Annotated in this window: 14 protein-coding genes; 10 read left to right on the forward strand and 4 right to left on the reverse strand. The window is 58.5% G+C overall.

Annotated features, from left to right (window positions below; all coding sequences use genetic code 11):
- Positions 1-2: 2 nt before the first annotated feature.
- The 3 genes from G6R15_RS15175 to G6R15_RS15185 form a co-directional block, all read right to left on the reverse strand.
- Positions 3-1,580, reverse strand: coding sequence for a gamma-glutamyltransferase family protein (locus G6R15_RS15175; RefSeq protein WP_164660803.1), 1,578 nt, complete (start codon positions 1,578-1,580; stop codon positions 3-5).
- 220 nt (positions 1,581-1,800) lie between these two features.
- Entirely contained in the window at positions 1,801-2,241 is a 441-nt protein-coding gene (locus G6R15_RS15180) for an ATP-binding protein (protein WP_164660804.1), read from the reverse strand.
- A 24-nt stretch (positions 2,242-2,265) separates the two neighbouring features.
- Entirely contained in the window at positions 2,266-2,607 is a 342-nt protein-coding gene (locus tag G6R15_RS15185; RefSeq protein WP_164660805.1) for an STAS domain-containing protein, read from the reverse strand.
- Positions 2,608-2,700: 93 nt separating this feature from the next.
- Between G6R15_RS15185 and G6R15_RS15190 the strand changes: the two genes are divergently transcribed.
- Positions 2,701-3,873, forward strand: coding sequence for an acetyl-CoA C-acyltransferase (locus G6R15_RS15190; protein ID WP_164660806.1), 1,173 nt, complete (start codon positions 2,701-2,703; stop codon positions 3,871-3,873).
- 94 nt (positions 3,874-3,967) lie between these two features.
- Positions 3,968-4,420: a GAF domain-containing protein gene (locus G6R15_RS15195; protein WP_164660807.1), complete on the forward strand. Its 453-nt coding sequence runs from the start codon at positions 3,968-3,970 to the stop codon at positions 4,418-4,420.
- Here G6R15_RS15195 and G6R15_RS15200 read toward each other — a convergent pair.
- Entirely contained in the window at positions 4,400-4,687 is a 288-nt protein-coding gene (locus tag G6R15_RS15200; RefSeq protein WP_164660808.1) for a DUF1294 domain-containing protein, read from the reverse strand. The two genes, G6R15_RS15195 and G6R15_RS15200, sit on opposite strands and share 21 nt — an antisense overlap.
- 128 nt (positions 4,688-4,815) lie before the next feature.
- Here G6R15_RS15200 and G6R15_RS15205 point away from each other — a divergent pair, with 128 nt between their 5' ends.
- From G6R15_RS15205 to G6R15_RS15240, 8 genes are all read left to right on the forward strand, one after another.
- Positions 4,816-5,385, forward strand: coding sequence for a helix-turn-helix domain-containing protein (locus G6R15_RS15205; protein WP_164660809.1), 570 nt, complete (start codon positions 4,816-4,818; stop codon positions 5,383-5,385).
- Positions 5,385-6,014, forward strand: a complete 630-nt coding sequence (locus G6R15_RS15210) for a LysE family translocator (RefSeq protein WP_164660810.1) — start codon at positions 5,385-5,387, stop codon at positions 6,012-6,014. The genes G6R15_RS15205 and G6R15_RS15210 overlap by 1 nt, the downstream gene beginning before the upstream one ends.
- Positions 6,011-6,382, forward strand: a complete 372-nt coding sequence (locus G6R15_RS15215) for a GFA family protein (RefSeq protein WP_164660811.1) — start codon at positions 6,011-6,013, stop codon at positions 6,380-6,382. The genes G6R15_RS15210 and G6R15_RS15215 overlap by 4 nt, the downstream gene beginning before the upstream one ends.
- A 12-nt stretch (positions 6,383-6,394) precedes the next feature.
- Positions 6,395-8,842 (forward strand): FAD-dependent oxidoreductase, encoded by a 2,448-nt coding sequence (locus tag G6R15_RS15220; RefSeq protein WP_164660812.1) that lies wholly within the window; start codon positions 6,395-6,397, stop codon positions 8,840-8,842.
- A gap of 120 nt (positions 8,843-8,962) precedes the next feature.
- Entirely contained in the window at positions 8,963-10,009 is a 1,047-nt protein-coding gene (locus G6R15_RS15225; protein ID WP_164660921.1) for an alcohol dehydrogenase family protein, read from the forward strand.
- A 12-nt stretch (positions 10,010-10,021) separates the two neighbouring features.
- On the forward strand, positions 10,022-10,912 hold the full coding sequence (locus tag G6R15_RS15230) for a homocysteine S-methyltransferase family protein (RefSeq protein WP_164660813.1): 891 nt from the start codon (positions 10,022-10,024) through the stop codon (positions 10,910-10,912).
- 112 nt (positions 10,913-11,024) lie between these two features.
- The gene (locus tag G6R15_RS15235) at positions 11,025-12,008 is read left to right on the forward strand and encodes a GlxA family transcriptional regulator (RefSeq protein ID WP_164660814.1); all 984 of its coding nucleotides are present in this window, start codon (positions 11,025-11,027) and stop codon (positions 12,006-12,008) included.
- A gap of 100 nt (positions 12,009-12,108) precedes the next feature.
- Positions 12,109-14,559, forward strand: coding sequence for an FAD-dependent oxidoreductase (locus tag G6R15_RS15240; RefSeq protein WP_164660815.1), 2,451 nt, complete (start codon positions 12,109-12,111; stop codon positions 14,557-14,559).
- Positions 14,560-14,605: the final 46 nt, after the last annotated feature.

A 14,605-nucleotide genomic window follows, 5' to 3' on the forward strand; every position in this document is an offset into this window, starting at 1 on the left:
AATTAATAGCCCAATGCACACCCATCCTTACGGGGATCGCTGGCACCTTCCAGGACACCAGTGTCGTGGATGCGGATGGCCTGAGCACCGCCAAGAGCGGTGTCCGGGACGACCACAGTGTGACCTATGTCCGCCAGTTCTTGCCGAACCTCGTCACTGTATCCGCGCTCGACTTTGACGATGGCCCCATCTGCAAAAGCGCGAGGGGCGTCCACTGCCTGTTGCAGGTCCATGTTGAAATCAACCAAGTTGCTCAGGAACCGAGCGTGCCCAGTGGGTTGATATGCGCCGCCCATCACTCCAAACGGCATGGTGACGCGTCCGTTCTCGGCCAGCATTCCAGGAATGATTGTGTGCATCGGGCGTTTGCCGCCGCTCAATTCGTTGGGATGCCCGGGTTCAAGGGTGAACCCTGCACCGCGGTTTTGCAGCAGAATACCAAATTTGTCCGACGCGATGCCCGATCCAAACCCGTGGAAGATCGAATAGATCAGCGACACTGCCATACCGTCCCGATCTACAACTGTGATATAGATCGTGTCCTTGTGAACTGCTTCGCTGACGTCTGCTGGTGCCGCCATTGCACGTTTCGGGTCGATCAGAGCGGCGAGCTTTTGTGCAGTGCCCACGGACAGCATATGCTCCAGGCGCGCAGTGTGGTCGGGGTCAGCAATGAAGCGGTTGCGAGCGTCGTAGGCCAGTTTGGCGGCTTCGGCTTCGATATGCGCACGCTCAGACCCCAATGGATTCATGCCCGCGATGTCGAATTGCTTGAGGATGTTGAGCATCAGGATCGCAGTCGCCCCTTGCCCGTTGGGTGGATGTTCGATCAGGTCGACGCCTTTGTAGTCCCCACTTATCGGCGCCGCAGACATGTCACAGGGGGCGGCAAAATCCTCGGCGGTGTGAACCCCGCCAAGCGCCTGAAGCGCTGCGACCATATCGTCGGCAATCTCTCCGGAATAAAACGCATCGCGCCCCGATTTGGCGATGCGACGCAGGGCTTCGGCTTGCCCCGGAGCGCTGAAAATCTGCCCGCGCTGGAATGCCTTGCCGTTGGATAGATATTTGGTCCGTGCGCCGCCCTGTAGTGTGCCGGCACCATTCGCCCAATCAAATGCGACCCGGGCGGCGACCGGAACACCTTGGTCGGCATAGTGGATCGCTGGCTGCAGAATGGCGTCCAAACCTAGCCTACCCGCAGTTTCAGATAGATGGCAAAACGCGTCGATCGCGCGCGGAATAGTCACCGCATCCGGGCTGGTAAGTGGAACCGTTTCATGCCCGGCGTCTCGTAAGCGGTCCGCCGATGCCCTGGCAGGTGCATGCCCCGATCCGTTCAGCGCCTTGACGTCGCCAGACCTGGGGTCCGAATACAAAACAAAGCAATCCCCGCCAGTCCCGGTCATCTGCGGTTCGCAAATTCCCAGAACAATCGCCCCGGCAATTGCCGCATCCATGGCGTTGCCGCCGCGTTTTAGGGTATCGATGGCCACTTGGGCACCCAGAGGGTGCGAAGTGGCGCACATTCCATTTGTCGCGAGAACCTCGGACCGGCCGGGCATGTGAAAGTCACGCATGGATTGGATCTCCCTTCCTTCAGGCACGACATTAAGTCGCGCGTGGCGAAGGTCAATCACGCTGACGTTTGTTTTGGGGGATAGTCCTCGGTGTCGCGCACTGGGTGGGGGCTGTTACGCGCAACACCGAGGGAAGCCAATTTGCAGCTACATCTCATTTATGTTGCTGGTTTGCGGCGCGAGTGCGGAGCGATTGCGGCGTTATTGTGGCGCGCGGTATTCAAGTCAGATCAAAACCCATCGACAGACGGTTGTGACCGTTTAAGCGGTCGTAACGAATATCGCTGGTCAGCTGCCGGATCAGGAACCAACCAAATCCCCCCTCAGGCAGATCCTGCTTGTTCTCGGTAATGATCGCCGGAGCGCCCTTTGGTAACTCGCCAGCAGGCAAAGGTACCCCTTTGTCCGAAATTCTGATATCCAGCCGACTCTGCTGGAACGAGCAGATTACCCGAATGCGACCCGGCTCAACTCCTGCGTAAGCGTGTTCCACAATGTTGTTGATCGCCTCTGCCAAGGCAATTTCTATGTCGCCAGCGGTTTCTTCGGATACACCCTGAAGCCTCAGTTCCTGCGCTACAGCGCAGATTCCACTACGCGCTTCCAACTCGGTTGCACGAAAGGATAAGGCAAATTTGCCTTGCTTCCCAATCTCGGTCACGGTGCCGCCTCCGATCCGTTTGAATTAATGGTCTGCGGTAGCTGCCAGAGCGTCGTCCAAAGATGGAAACAGATTGAACACGGTATCCATGCGGGTCAATCGAAAGACCTTGTCAACCACAGGGGTAAGGCCGGCCAGATCGAGATTGCGGTTCGCTTCCAATTGCTTCATCGAAGCGACAATCGCCCCCAGCCCGCTGGAATCGATGAATTTCACGGTGGACAGATCCAGGATGACCCGATCTGGTCCGCCTTCGGTTTCCGTGCGCATGTCTTCCTTGAATTGGATAGCCATAGCGGCGTCGATGCGATCGGCGTTCACTGTGATGATCCGCGCGTGATCGGTTACGGTGCTTGTCAGGCTCATGACTATTCCTCAGGTGGCGTTTGTCTTGGTCGTAGGCTAAATGACAATCCTTACCAATCAGTATTCATGATCAGGACTTTGGAGGAGGAGCTCATGAAAGAGGTTGTCATCGCCGGGGCTGCACGCACACCGATGGGTGGATTTCAGGGCGCATTTGACGGGGTCAAAGCCACAGAACTGGGTGGGGCCGCGATTCGGGCGGCGCTGTCGGGGGCTGGCACAGATACGGTGGACGAGGTCCTGATGGGATGCGTTTTGCCAGGCGGGCAGGGACAGGCCCCTGCGCGCCAGGCCGGATTTGCTGGGGGCCTGGGCGAAGAGGTGCCCGCGACAACCCTGAACAAAATGTGCGGTTCGGGCATGAAGGCGGCGATGATGGCATTTGACCAAATCGCTCTGGGCCACGCCGACACAATGATCGTCGGCGGGATGGAAAGCATGTCCACCGCGCCCTACTTGCTGCCCAAAATGCGCGGCGGCGCCCGCCTTGGTCATGGCCAGGTGGTCGATCACATGTTTTTGGACGGGCTTGAGGACGCCTATGACAAGGGCCGATTGATGGGCACTTTTGCAGAAGATTGCGCCGAAACTTATCAATTCACGCGCGAGGCACAGGACGAATATGCGCTTGAGTCATTGTCGAACGCGCTCGAGGCGCAAGACAGTGGCGCGTTCGATGGTGAAATCGCGCCCGTGACGATCAAGACCCGCAAGGGAGAGGTCATCGTCGATGCCGACGAGCAGCCAAAATCGGCGCGCCCAGACAAGATTCCGACACTGAAACCCGCCTTCCGCAAGGATGGTACGGTGACGGCAGCCAACGCCTCCTCGATCTCGGATGGCGCCGCAGCCCTGGTGCTGGCATCAGCAAACGCGGCCAAAGACCAGGGTCTTACCGTCCGAGCCCGTATTCTGGGTCATGCCAGCCACGCGCAGGCGCCGGGTTTGTTCACCACAGCGCCGGTCCCGGCCGCTAAGAAGTTGCTCGACCGCCTGGGCTGGACCACTGACGACGTCGATCTGTGGGAGGTCAACGAAGCCTTTGCAGTGGTTCCCATGGCCTTCATGCGCGAAATGGGGCTCTCGCGCGACAAGGTGAATGTGAACGGTGGCGCTTGCGCGCTGGGCCACCCGATTGGCGCGTCCGGCGCGCGAATCATGGTCACCCTTCTCAACGCCTTGGAAAAGCGTGATCTCAAGCGCGGGATTGCTGCGATTTGTATCGGCGGCGGAGAAGGCACTGCCATCGCGATCGAGCGGATTTGACCCTATTTTTTGTTTCAAATACGGCGGGGGTGAATTGAGCCTTCAACTCAAGAGGGGACAATGCCCCTGATCCCTTTCAAAAGCGGAGCACGACATGCGCGCGAACTATGACACGCTGACAGCAACCATCGCCTCGCTCACCGAGCGTGAAACAGACGTGGTTGCCTTGATGGCCACGGTGACCTGTGAAATCCACCATTCAGACGATCGGTTCGATTGGACGGGCTTTTATCGCGTGACCGAGCCTGAATTGCTCAAAATAGGCCCGTATCAAGGTGGGCACGGGTGCCTTGTCATCCCGTTTGCGCGCGGCGTGTGCGGGATTGCGGCGCGTACTGGAGAGGTGCAGCTGGTGGCGGATGTCGAGGCGTTTCCGGGCCATATCGCATGCGCCAGTTCAACCCGGTCCGAATTGGTTTTGCCAGTACACAACGTCAAAGGTGAGGTGATCGCCGTCTTTGACATAGACAGTGATCAACCTGATGCCTTCACCCAGGAAGACGCCGATGCACTGTCATCAATCTTGTCACAGGTATTTGCCCGCTAGAATCATGCCGACGGTAATCTGAAACAACAGAATTGAAAGCAGCCATCGTGAAAATGGCTGCTTTTTTGTTTTGTGCCGAAACAGCCAGCGCGACAGATACGCCGCTGGTGACCCACCCAAAACAGCCAGCCAAAGCAGAAAATGCTCTGGCACCCGACGCCACTTCCAACGCGCACATAACTTGTCCCAGGCAAAGAGCACCAGGGTCAAGCCATTGATGGCCCAGACATAAATGATGGCGTTCCAGAGGAGTGAATTCTGTTCCATTTGTCCGCACACATGAGGCAGCAATCAGAAAGTTTCAATGCCTGTGAAAAAACACTTGGAATTTTCATGGATTCGGGTAGTCGTGAAAAAAGAGAAAAAAATTTCACGAACCGAGAGAGGAGCGATTGGTGAACAGCCAGGCCCCACAAAGCGCCACTTTGGGCGCAGACATTCGCGCGCTGCGCAAGGCGCGTGGGCTGACGCTCAGCGATATCGCCGGGCAGTTGGGTCGCTCTGTCGGCTGGTTCAGTCAGGTCGAGCGGGACATGTCCGACCCGTCGATTTCGGACCTGCGCCAGATCGCTGGGTGTCTGGGCGTGCCGATGTCGATGCTGTTCGCTCATTCCGCGGCGCCCGCAAATGAGCAGGGCTACATAGTGCGTGCGGGCACCCGACGTCCCATGGGCGCAGGTGAAGAAGGACTGATCGAAGAGCTGCTATCACCCGATCTGACCGACGATTTCGAAATGGTGCATTCCACCTTTCGCCCCCGGTCCTGCATGCAGAAACCTGCCAATCGTCCGACGCAAGAAGTGGGGTATATGGTTTCAGGACGGTTGGATCTGATGATTGGCGACCGCGCGTTTACCGTCGGGCCTGGCGACAGCTTTCGGATCAAACACGAGCCTTATCAATGGTCCAACCCCTATGACGAGCCTGCCGTGGCCGTCTGGGTCATCGCGCCTCCGGTGTACTGATGAGTTTCGAGGCCTGGACCATATTCGCGCTGTTCTGGCTGGTCTTCGTGACCACGCCGGGACCAAACGCAGTGAATTGCATTTCCAACGGAATGAGCCTGCCATTTGCGCGGGCCATGGTCGGGGTGCTGGCGATCCTGACTCAGGCCTGTGCGTTTCTGGTCCTCTCTGCACTTGGGATCACTGCCCTGATCGCCGCCTCTCCGACTGCCTTTTTTGTGGCCAAGCTGGTCGGGGCCGGTTTTCTGATTTTCTTAGGTGTGCGTGGCTGGGTTAATGCAACCAAACCGGCCCCGACCGAGGTACGCCCGGCGCGTCAGGTCTATCTGCATGCATTGGCTGTTGCCACGATCAACCCCAAAAGCGTTGCGGGATACCTGGCTGCGTTTTCGCAATTCGTGCAGCCGGACGTCCCAATCTGGGGTCAGATGACGGTGATCATGCCGACCGCCTTGGCGCTGACAGCGCTTAGCTACACGGGCTTTACCCTGCTCGGCGCGATCATGGGGCGGGCAGCGTTGGGAGCTGTCTTCAACACGACGGTCCGCCGCGTCATGGCAGTTTGTTTTATCATCTACGGGGTGCTTCTTGGGGCCAGCGGCACGCCGACGACAGGAGGTGCACGATGATCAAAGGATCTTGCCTTTGCGGAGACATCCGCTTTGAAACCGCAGCCGCCCCGCAAGGTGCCTCGATGTGCCATTGCAATCAGTGCCGAAAACAATCGGGGGGCGTCTGGTCTTCGGCGTTTGTGCCCGACGCGGAACTAACGATCACCGGAGATGTCGGTTGGTACTACGCCAGCGAACTGGCCAAACGCGGAAGCTGCCCGCGCTGCGGGTCGTTCCTGTTCTGGAAGGCCCACGACGAAGACACAACAAGCTTTGCGCTTGGCGCAGTGGATGGTCCTACGGGCCTTACCCTGACCAAGCACATCTTCACCGCCTCCAAGGGCGATTACTACGACATTGCGGACGGTTTGCCGCAAAAGGACTGAATGAGGAGAGACATGTCCGATTTTCCCACAAAGGCCCGCGTGGTCATCATCGGCGGTGGCGTCGTTGGCTGCTCGTCCCTGTATCATCTGGCCAAAAAGGGCTGGACCGATTGCGTGCTGCTTGAAAAGAACGAGCTGACCGCAGGGTCCACCTGGCATGCTGCGGGCAACGTGCCCACGTTCTCGACCTCTTGGTCGATCATGAACATGCAGCGCTATTCGACCGAGCTTTATTCCGGCCTGGCCGAAGAGGTCGATTACCCGATGAACTATCACCAGTCGGGCTCGATCCGTCTGGCGCATACCAAAGAGCGGATGCAAGAGTTTGAGCGTGCCATGTCAATGGGTCGCTATCAGGGAATCGAGATGGAGATGTGGACGCCGGAGGAAACGAAGGAACACTATCCGTTCCTGGAAACACACGATCTGGAGGGCGTGTTGTGGGATCCGTCCGACGGCGACATCGACCCGGCGCAGGTCACTCAGGCGCTGGCCAAGGGCGCGCGTGACATGGGCGCCAAGATCATTCGCTTCTGCCCGGCAACCGGCGTTACGCAGCATGACGATGGCACCTGGACCGTGCACACCGAAAAAGGCGACATCGAGTGTGATTATGTGGTGAACGCAGCCGGTTACTATGCGCAGCGCATCGGTGAATGGTTCCTGCCTTTCGGCGGTCGCACTGTTCCGTCGATGGTGATGGAGCACCAGTATTTGCTGACCGAGCAGATCCCCGAGGTCGAGGCCTGGTCCAAGGAGCACGGCGGCAAGCTGCCCCTGATCCGCGACGTGGACGTGTCGTATTACCTGCGTCAGGAAAAGAACGGCTACAACCTTGGCCCGTATGAACCCAATTGCAAAGGTCACTGGCTGACCGAAGGCGATAAGATGCCCGAAGATTTCAGCTTCCAGCTGTGGCAGGAGGATCTGGACCGGATCGAGGACATCGTTGTTGATGCAATGGCACGTGTACCGCTTATGGAATCCTCGGGCGTCAGCAGCGTCATCAACGGCCCGATCCCTTACGCGCCCGATGGTCTGCCGATGATCGGCCCTATGCCCGGCGTCAAGAACGCGTTTGAAGCGCACACCTTTACCTTTGGCATTGCCCAAGGCGGCGGTGCGGGCAAGGTGCTGGCGGAATGGATTGTCGATGGTCACACCGAGTGGGACATGTGGGCCGTCGATCCGCGCCGTTACACTGACTACACCGATCAGGACTACTGCAACCAGAAGGGTATGGAGGTTTACGGCAACGAATACGCCATGCACTTCCCCCACCACGAATGGCCCGCCGCGCGCGAGAAGAAATTGTCGCCTGTCCATGCCAAGGTCAAGGAATTGGGCGGCGTCATGGGAGCCTACAACGGCTGGGAACGCGCCAACTGGTTCGCGCAGGATGGTGACGACACCTCGCTTGAGGCAACGCACACCTGGGGCCGCTCGGGGCCATGGGAGCGGCGCATCAAGGAAGAGTGTGAAGCTGTACGCGATGGTGTCGGCGTGCTCGACCTGCCAGGCTTCTCGCGGTTCTATCTAAGCGGTGAAGGTGCTGCCGAGGCGCTGCGGGGTCTGGTCACCGGTGGCCTGCCCAAGGTCGGCCGCATCAACCTGGTCTATGTCGCCGACAGCCGTGGCCGTATTCTGACCGAAATGTCGTGCATGCGTCTGGGCGAAGATGAGTTCGTGATGATTACGGCCGCAACCGCGCAATGGCATGACCGCGACATTCTGGTGAACGCAATGCCAACGGGTGTAACCGTGCAGGACGTCACCACCACCCGCGACACGCTGATCGTGACTGGCCTCAAGTCGCGGGACCTGTTGGCCGGGATGTCTGACGCTGACCTGTCGACCGGCTGGCTGACCCATCAGGCAGCCACCGTTGCAGGCCGTCCGGCGCATCTGGTTCGCGTTTCCTTTGCGGGCGAGTTGGGCTGGGAAGTGCATGCTCTGGTCGAGGACATGCCGGCCATCTATGACGCCATCCTTGATGCGGGTGCCAAGCCGTTCGGCATGTACGCGCTGAACTCCTTGCGTCTGGAAAAAGGCTATCGCGCGTGGAAGGGCGATCTGAGCACCGATTACTCGCTGCTCGAAGGGGGCCTTGGTCGTTTCGTCAAGCTCGACAAGCCGCAGGATTTCCCGGGCAAGGGTGCGATCCAGAACGAAAAGCAGCAGGGTGTAAAGAAATCCTTTGTGACGCTGACGGTTGAGGCCGGGGATGCGGACGCGCCCTATATGTCCTGCATCTGGTCGGGCGACGAAATCGTCGGTGAAACCACCAGCGGTGGCTGGGGCTATCGCGTCGGCACGTCAATCGCGCTGGGCATGGTGCGCGCCGAGCTGGCGCAGCCCGGCACCGAGCTGGAGGTCGAAATCTACGGTCAGAAATGTCGCGCCGTGGTACAAGAGGACAAACCGCTTTGGGATCCGGCAAACGAGCGCCTGCGCGCATGAGGCGATAAGTTGAAGCAAAGTATGGCTCAAACCCTGATTGGGAATGCAGCCATATTTGTGTCGCACCCTCGTCCGAGCAATCGGGCGAGGCTGATCTGAGAAAGGTGCGATCGGATGACCATACCAAAAACCATGCAAGGTGTTTATCTGACCGGCCACGGCGGGCCAGACATGTTGGAATGGCGCGCTGATATTCCTGTGCCCACAGTTGACCGCGGACAGGTTCTGGTGCGCGTGACAGCTGCAGGTGTGAACAACACCGACATCAACACTCGCATTGGTTGGTATTCCTCGGATGTGACGGGGGCCACGTCTGATGTGGATCAGGATGTTGACGCGGGCGGTTGGGGTGGTGCGCTTGCGTTTCCACGCATTCAGGGCGGCGATCTATGTGGCCATGTGGTGGCTGTTGGGCCGGATACCGGGTTCGAGCCTGGCCAACGTGTGACGTGCCCAATCAACCTGCCACGTCCGCGCCCGGGAAATCCGCAAGGCTTCATCGCCTTGGGTTCTGAGATGGATGGCGCGTTTGCGCAGTATTGCTTGGTTGAAGCGGATGATTTGTATGATGTGTCAGCGTCCCCTTTGTACGATCAAGAAATCGCCGCCATTCCATGTGCCTTTGGAACGGCCGAGAACCTGCTGACTCGAGCGGGGGTCACTGCAGGACATCATTCGCTGATCACTGGAGCGTCGGGTGGTGTCGGGTTGGCCGCGGTTCAATTGGCCGCGCTGCGCGGGGCCACCGTGACCGGTATGACCAGTGCAACAAAGGCCGAAGTTGTTCTGAGGCAGGGGGCGTCTAACACCATTGATCGCGGCGCACCTATTCCGAGCGAAACCTATGACGTGGTCATTGACGTGGTGGGCGGGGACAGCTGGGCCGATCTGATCCTGGCCTTGAAGCCTGGCGGGCATTACGCCTGTTCCGGTGCCATCGCTGGGCCGATGGTTCAAGCTGACCTACGCGAAATCTATTTGCGTGACATCACAATCCACGGATGTACCTATCAACCGGCCGAAGTCTTTGGCCGATTGGTGGGCTTGATGAACGCTGGGAAAATCCGGCCCCTGATCTCAAAAACCTATCCGCTTCGCGATATTGCGCAGGCTCAGGCGGATTTTGAAAGCAAGACGTTGCCGGGTAAACTGGTGCTGATCCCCTAAGGAGAACGTGGAATGGCCGATATTACTCTTCTGGATGGCTCGATCGGGCAGGAACTGGTCAAGCTTAGCGGTGACCGGGCGACCCCGCTGTGGTCCACTCGTGTCATGATCGACTATCCCGCTCTGGTCGGCGACGTGCATAAGTCGTACTTCGATGCGGGCGCGACGGTTGCCACAACCAATACTTATGCGGTGCACCGATCCCGCTTGGTGCGTGTCGACATGGAAGACCAATTGCCTGATCTGATCGAAACCGCATTGTCGCAGGCCGAGCGTGCACGTGAGAGCAAAGGGCAAATAGCAGCCTCGCTTGGGCCGCTGCTGGCGTCCTATCGCCCGGACCTGAACCCAGATCCGGATGAGGCGGCACAAAAATTCAGCGAGCTAGCTGACATGATGAAGGACCGCGTAGATCTGTTCCTGCTTGAGACGGTCTGTTCCGTGCAAGAGGCCGAAGGTGCTTTGCGCGGGGTTGAGGGCAAGGGCAAGCCGGTTTGGCTGGCGCTGTCGGTCAGGGATGATGACGGAACGCACCTGCGCTCAGGCGAGGCTTTGGCCGATATCGCGCCGTTGATCGAACAATTCGATCCGCATGCGGTTCTGATCAACTGTTCCCGCCCCGAAGCGATCCCCGCCGCTCTGGACATCGTCAAGGGCTTTGGCCGCCCGTTCGGAGCTTATGCCAACGGCTTTACCCGCATCAGCGAGGGGTTCCTGAAAGACGCCCCAACTGTCGATGCGCTAGAGCAACGGACGGATCTTGCCCCCGAAGCCTACGCTGCGCAAGCCATGGGGTGGGTCGTGCAGGGGGCGTCGATTGTCGGTGGATGTTGCGAAGTTGGGCCCGAACACATTGCAGAATTGGCGCGCCAATTGCGGGACGCAGGGCATCGGATCGTTTAGGACGTTTTGGGAATCGTGTGAGAGAAGCGGATCGCAAAAGGTCTGAGAGCGCCAAGCGCGGCAAAGTACTTGCGGTGCCACTGTTCTCAAAACGCCAAGAGGAGGCGGTGACATGGGTGAAAAGAACAAGTTGCGTCTGGTCTCGGAGGGCATCCGGCAATGGCAATTCGATATTATCGTGGCGAATGGCTTTGTCCTGACGGAACTGGCGGGGGTGATTGACGTCATCCGCCTGGCCAACCGCGTTTGCCCGACGCCACCATTTGCCTGGACTTATCGCTCGCTGTCGGGCGGGATGATCGAAGGCAGCTCGGGTGCGATTGTGTCGACCGAGCGTATCATCAGCCAGCCCAATGCGGATTACGTCTTTGTCATCGGTAATGCCGATCCTGACTGCGCAGATTTGGCTTTGGGTCGCAAAGTGTCGGATTACACCTATCGTGGAGCACAGGTGTTTCTGTTGGCCGAGGCTGCAAGCCGGTACATCCACGACAATGGCGAATTGGACTCACATACAACGCATTGGGAAAACTCGGCCTTCCTACGCGAGCGCACCGGAGCCTTTGACGCCAACTTCTCAATCGCCACCGAAAACGGCCCCGTCGTTACCTGTGCCGGAATGGGGGCGACCGTGGACGTGACGCTTGAGGTGATCGGGCGACATATCTCAGGAGCGGCGCGAATGACCGTGGCCGATATTCTATTGCATGAGAAAATCCGCGACTTTGGTTCGCAACAGCCGTTCTCGGGCATCAAGACGACGACAACCGGGGACGACAAGCTGGATCAATGCATCAAGATTATGCAGACCAATGTCGAAGACCCGGTGCCGATCAATGAAATCGTCGCGGCGCTTGGCCTGTCGAATCGTTCGTTGGAACGCAAATTCAAAACCTATCTTGGCGCCACGCCGAACACATTCTATCGCGAAATGCGGCTGGCCAAGGCCAACAACTTGCTGCTCAACACCACGATGAGCGTGCGTGAAATTGGGCTGGCATGCGGATTCCCCAATGGATTTTCAGCGGTTTACAAGAGTTTCTACGGGATAACACCGTTTGTCCTGCGCCGTCAGCGCCGTTCATTGCCTGGGTGATTTCCAGGGTGATTTTTGTGGATTGCCCGACGCTTTTTATAGATTCTTCGTCACCTTGATGTGCCAATCTTGCGTATCGAATTCTGAGGCGGAGTAAAACATGGCCGATCTTCCCAACAAGGCCCGCGTGGTCATCATCGGCGGCGGCGTCATTGGCTGCTCGGTGGCCTATCACCTGACCAAAAAGGGCTGGAACGACGTTGTGCTTTTGGAACGTAAGCAACTGACCAGCGGCACCACATGGCACGCGGCTGGCCTGATCGCGCAGCTGCGCGCGACGGCAAACATGACCAAATTGGCGAAATACAGCCAGGAGCTTTACGGAGATCTTGAGGCTGAAACTGGCGTTGCCACCGGTTTCAAACGCAACGGTTCGATCACCGTAGCCCTGACCGAAGAACGCAAGGAAGAGATTTACCGTCAGGCAGCCATGGCGCGTGCCTTTGGCGTCGAAGTTTACGAGATTTCCAACGAGCGTGTGGCCGAACTGTACCCGCATCTGAATGTCGAAGATGTCAAAGGCGCCGTACACTTGCCGCTTGACGGTCAGGGCGACCCGGCCAACATCGCGTTGGCGCTAGCCAAGGGCGCGCGTCAGCGCGGTGGTATCGTCAAAGAGCGAACCAAAGTCACCGACATTGTCCGTGATGGCCGCAAGGTTACCGGTGTGGATTGGGTGTCGGACAATGGATTGGAAAGCGGTCACGTAGAATGCGACATGATCGTGAACTGCGCAGGCATGTGGGGCCACGAGGTTGGCCGGATGGCGGGCACCAACGTGCCGTTGCACGCCTGTGAGCACTTCTACATCGTGACCGAAGCCATCGAAAACCTGAGCCAGTTGCCAGTTCTACGGGTACCGGATGAATGCGCTTACTACAAAGAAGACGCAGGCAAGATGCTGCTCGGGGCATTTGAACCCAATGCCAAGCCATGGGCGATGAACGGTATCCCCGATACCTTTGAATTCGATCAGCTGCCCGAAGATTTCGATCACTTCGAGCCAATCCTGGAAGCCGCTTGCGAGCGGATGCCTATGTTGGCCGAGGCCGGTATTCACACCTTCTTCAATGGGCCGGAAAGCTTTACGCCAGACGACGCCTATCACTTGGGTCTTGCTCCGGAAATGGACAACGTCTGGGTCGCGGCGGGCTTTAATTCCATCGGCATCCAGTCTGCCGGTGGTGCAGGTCATGCGCTGGCCGAATGGATGGACAGCGGCGAGAAACCGTTCGACCTGGGCGATGTGGACATCAGCCGGATGCAGCCGTTTCAGGGCAACAAGCAGTATCTGTTCGAGCGTTCGAAAGAGACCCTGGGTTTGCTCTACGCCGATCACTTCCCGTTCCGTCAAAAGGCGACCGCGCGTGGCGTGCGCCGCACCCCGTTCCATCACCATCTGCTGGAAAACGGCGCGGTGATGGGCGAGCTGGCAGGTTGGGAACGGGCCAACTGGTTCGCGCGTGAGGGTCAGACGCCCGTGTATGAATACAGCTGGAAGCGCCAGAACTTCTTTGACAACGTCGCCCAAGAGCACAACGCAATCCGCACCAACGTCGGCATGTACGACATGTCGTCTTTCGGCAAAATCCGCGTCGAAGGACCTGACGCGTGCGCGTTCATGAACTACATCGGCGGTGGCCAGTACGATGTGCCCGTGGGCAAGATCGTCTACACCCAGTTCCTGAACAGCCGCGCCGGGATCGAGGCGGATGTGACCGTCACCCGCCTGTCGGAAACCGCATATCTTGTGGTCACCCCGGCCGCGACCCGTCTGGCAGACGAAACATGGATGCGCCGCAACCAAGGCAACTTCAACGTGGTGATCACTGACGTGACTGCGGGTGAGGGCGTTCTGGCCGTCATGGGCCCCAACGCGCGCAAGCTGTTGCAGATGGTATCGCCCAACGACTTCTCGAACGAGGTGAACCCTTTTGGCACTGCGCAGGACATCGAACTGGGCATGGGCCTGGCGCGTGTGCACCGCGTAACTTACGTGGGCGAACTGGGGTGGGAGATCTATGTGTCCTCGGACATGGCGGGCCACGCGTTTGAGGTGCTGCATGAGGCCGGTCAGGAATTGGGGCTCAAGCTTTGCGGTATGCACATGATGGATACCTGCCGGATCGAAAAGGGTTTCCGCCACTTCGGCCATGACATCACCGCCGAGGATCACGTGCTCGAGGCGGGTCTGGGCTTTGCGGTCAAGACCGACAAACCGGACTTCATCGGCCGCGATGCAGTGCTGCGCAAGAAAGAGGAAGGTCTCAAGAACCGCCTGCTGCAGTTCAAGCTGACCGATGCCGAACCACTGCTCTATCACAACGAGCCGGTGATCCGGGATGGTGAGATTGTGGGCTACCTCTGCTCCGGCTCTTACGGTCACCATCTGGGTGCCGCCATCGGTCTGGGGTACGTACCGTGCGAAGGCGAAACCGCCGCCGAAGTTCTGGCATCGACATATGAGATCGACGTCATGGGTATACGGGTCAGGGCCGAAGCCTCGCTCAAGCCGATGTACGATCCCAAGTCCGAGCGGGTCAAAGTCTGATCTAACTGTCAATGGACAGGGCGAACACTCGCCCTGTTCCAAAAAT

Source organism: Tropicibacter sp. Alg240-R139, assembly GCF_900537075.1.
Taxonomy (GTDB): domain Bacteria; phylum Pseudomonadota; class Alphaproteobacteria; order Rhodobacterales; family Rhodobacteraceae; genus Falsiruegeria.

Excerpts from the sequence above, each read along its gene's own strand:
- G6R15_RS15175 (WP_164660803.1), bottom strand. The coding sequence starts at position 1,580 with ATGCGTGACTTTCACATGCCCGGCCGGTCCGAGGTTCTCGCGACAAAT.
- G6R15_RS15185 (WP_164660805.1), bottom strand. The coding sequence starts at position 2,607 with ATGAGCCTGACAAGCACCGTAACCGATCACGCGCGGATCATCACAGTG.
- G6R15_RS15190 (WP_164660806.1), top strand. The coding sequence starts at position 2,701 with ATGAAAGAGGTTGTCATCGCCGGGGCTGCACGCACACCGATGGGTGGA.
- G6R15_RS15195 (WP_164660807.1), top strand. The coding sequence starts at position 3,968 with ATGCGCGCGAACTATGACACGCTGACAGCAACCATCGCCTCGCTCACC.
- G6R15_RS15200 (WP_164660808.1), bottom strand. The coding sequence starts at position 4,687 with ATGGAACAGAATTCACTCCTCTGGAACGCCATCATTTATGTCTGGGCC.
- G6R15_RS15210 (WP_164660810.1), top strand. The coding sequence starts at position 5,385 with ATGAGTTTCGAGGCCTGGACCATATTCGCGCTGTTCTGGCTGGTCTTC.
- G6R15_RS15215 (WP_164660811.1), top strand. The coding sequence starts at position 6,011 with ATGATCAAAGGATCTTGCCTTTGCGGAGACATCCGCTTTGAAACCGCA.
- G6R15_RS15220 (WP_164660812.1), top strand. The coding sequence starts at position 6,395 with ATGTCCGATTTTCCCACAAAGGCCCGCGTGGTCATCATCGGCGGTGGC.
- G6R15_RS15230 (WP_164660813.1), top strand. The coding sequence starts at position 10,022 with ATGGCCGATATTACTCTTCTGGATGGCTCGATCGGGCAGGAACTGGTC.
- G6R15_RS15235 (WP_164660814.1), top strand. The coding sequence starts at position 11,025 with ATGGGTGAAAAGAACAAGTTGCGTCTGGTCTCGGAGGGCATCCGGCAA.
- G6R15_RS15240 (WP_164660815.1), top strand. The coding sequence starts at position 12,109 with ATGGCCGATCTTCCCAACAAGGCCCGCGTGGTCATCATCGGCGGCGGC.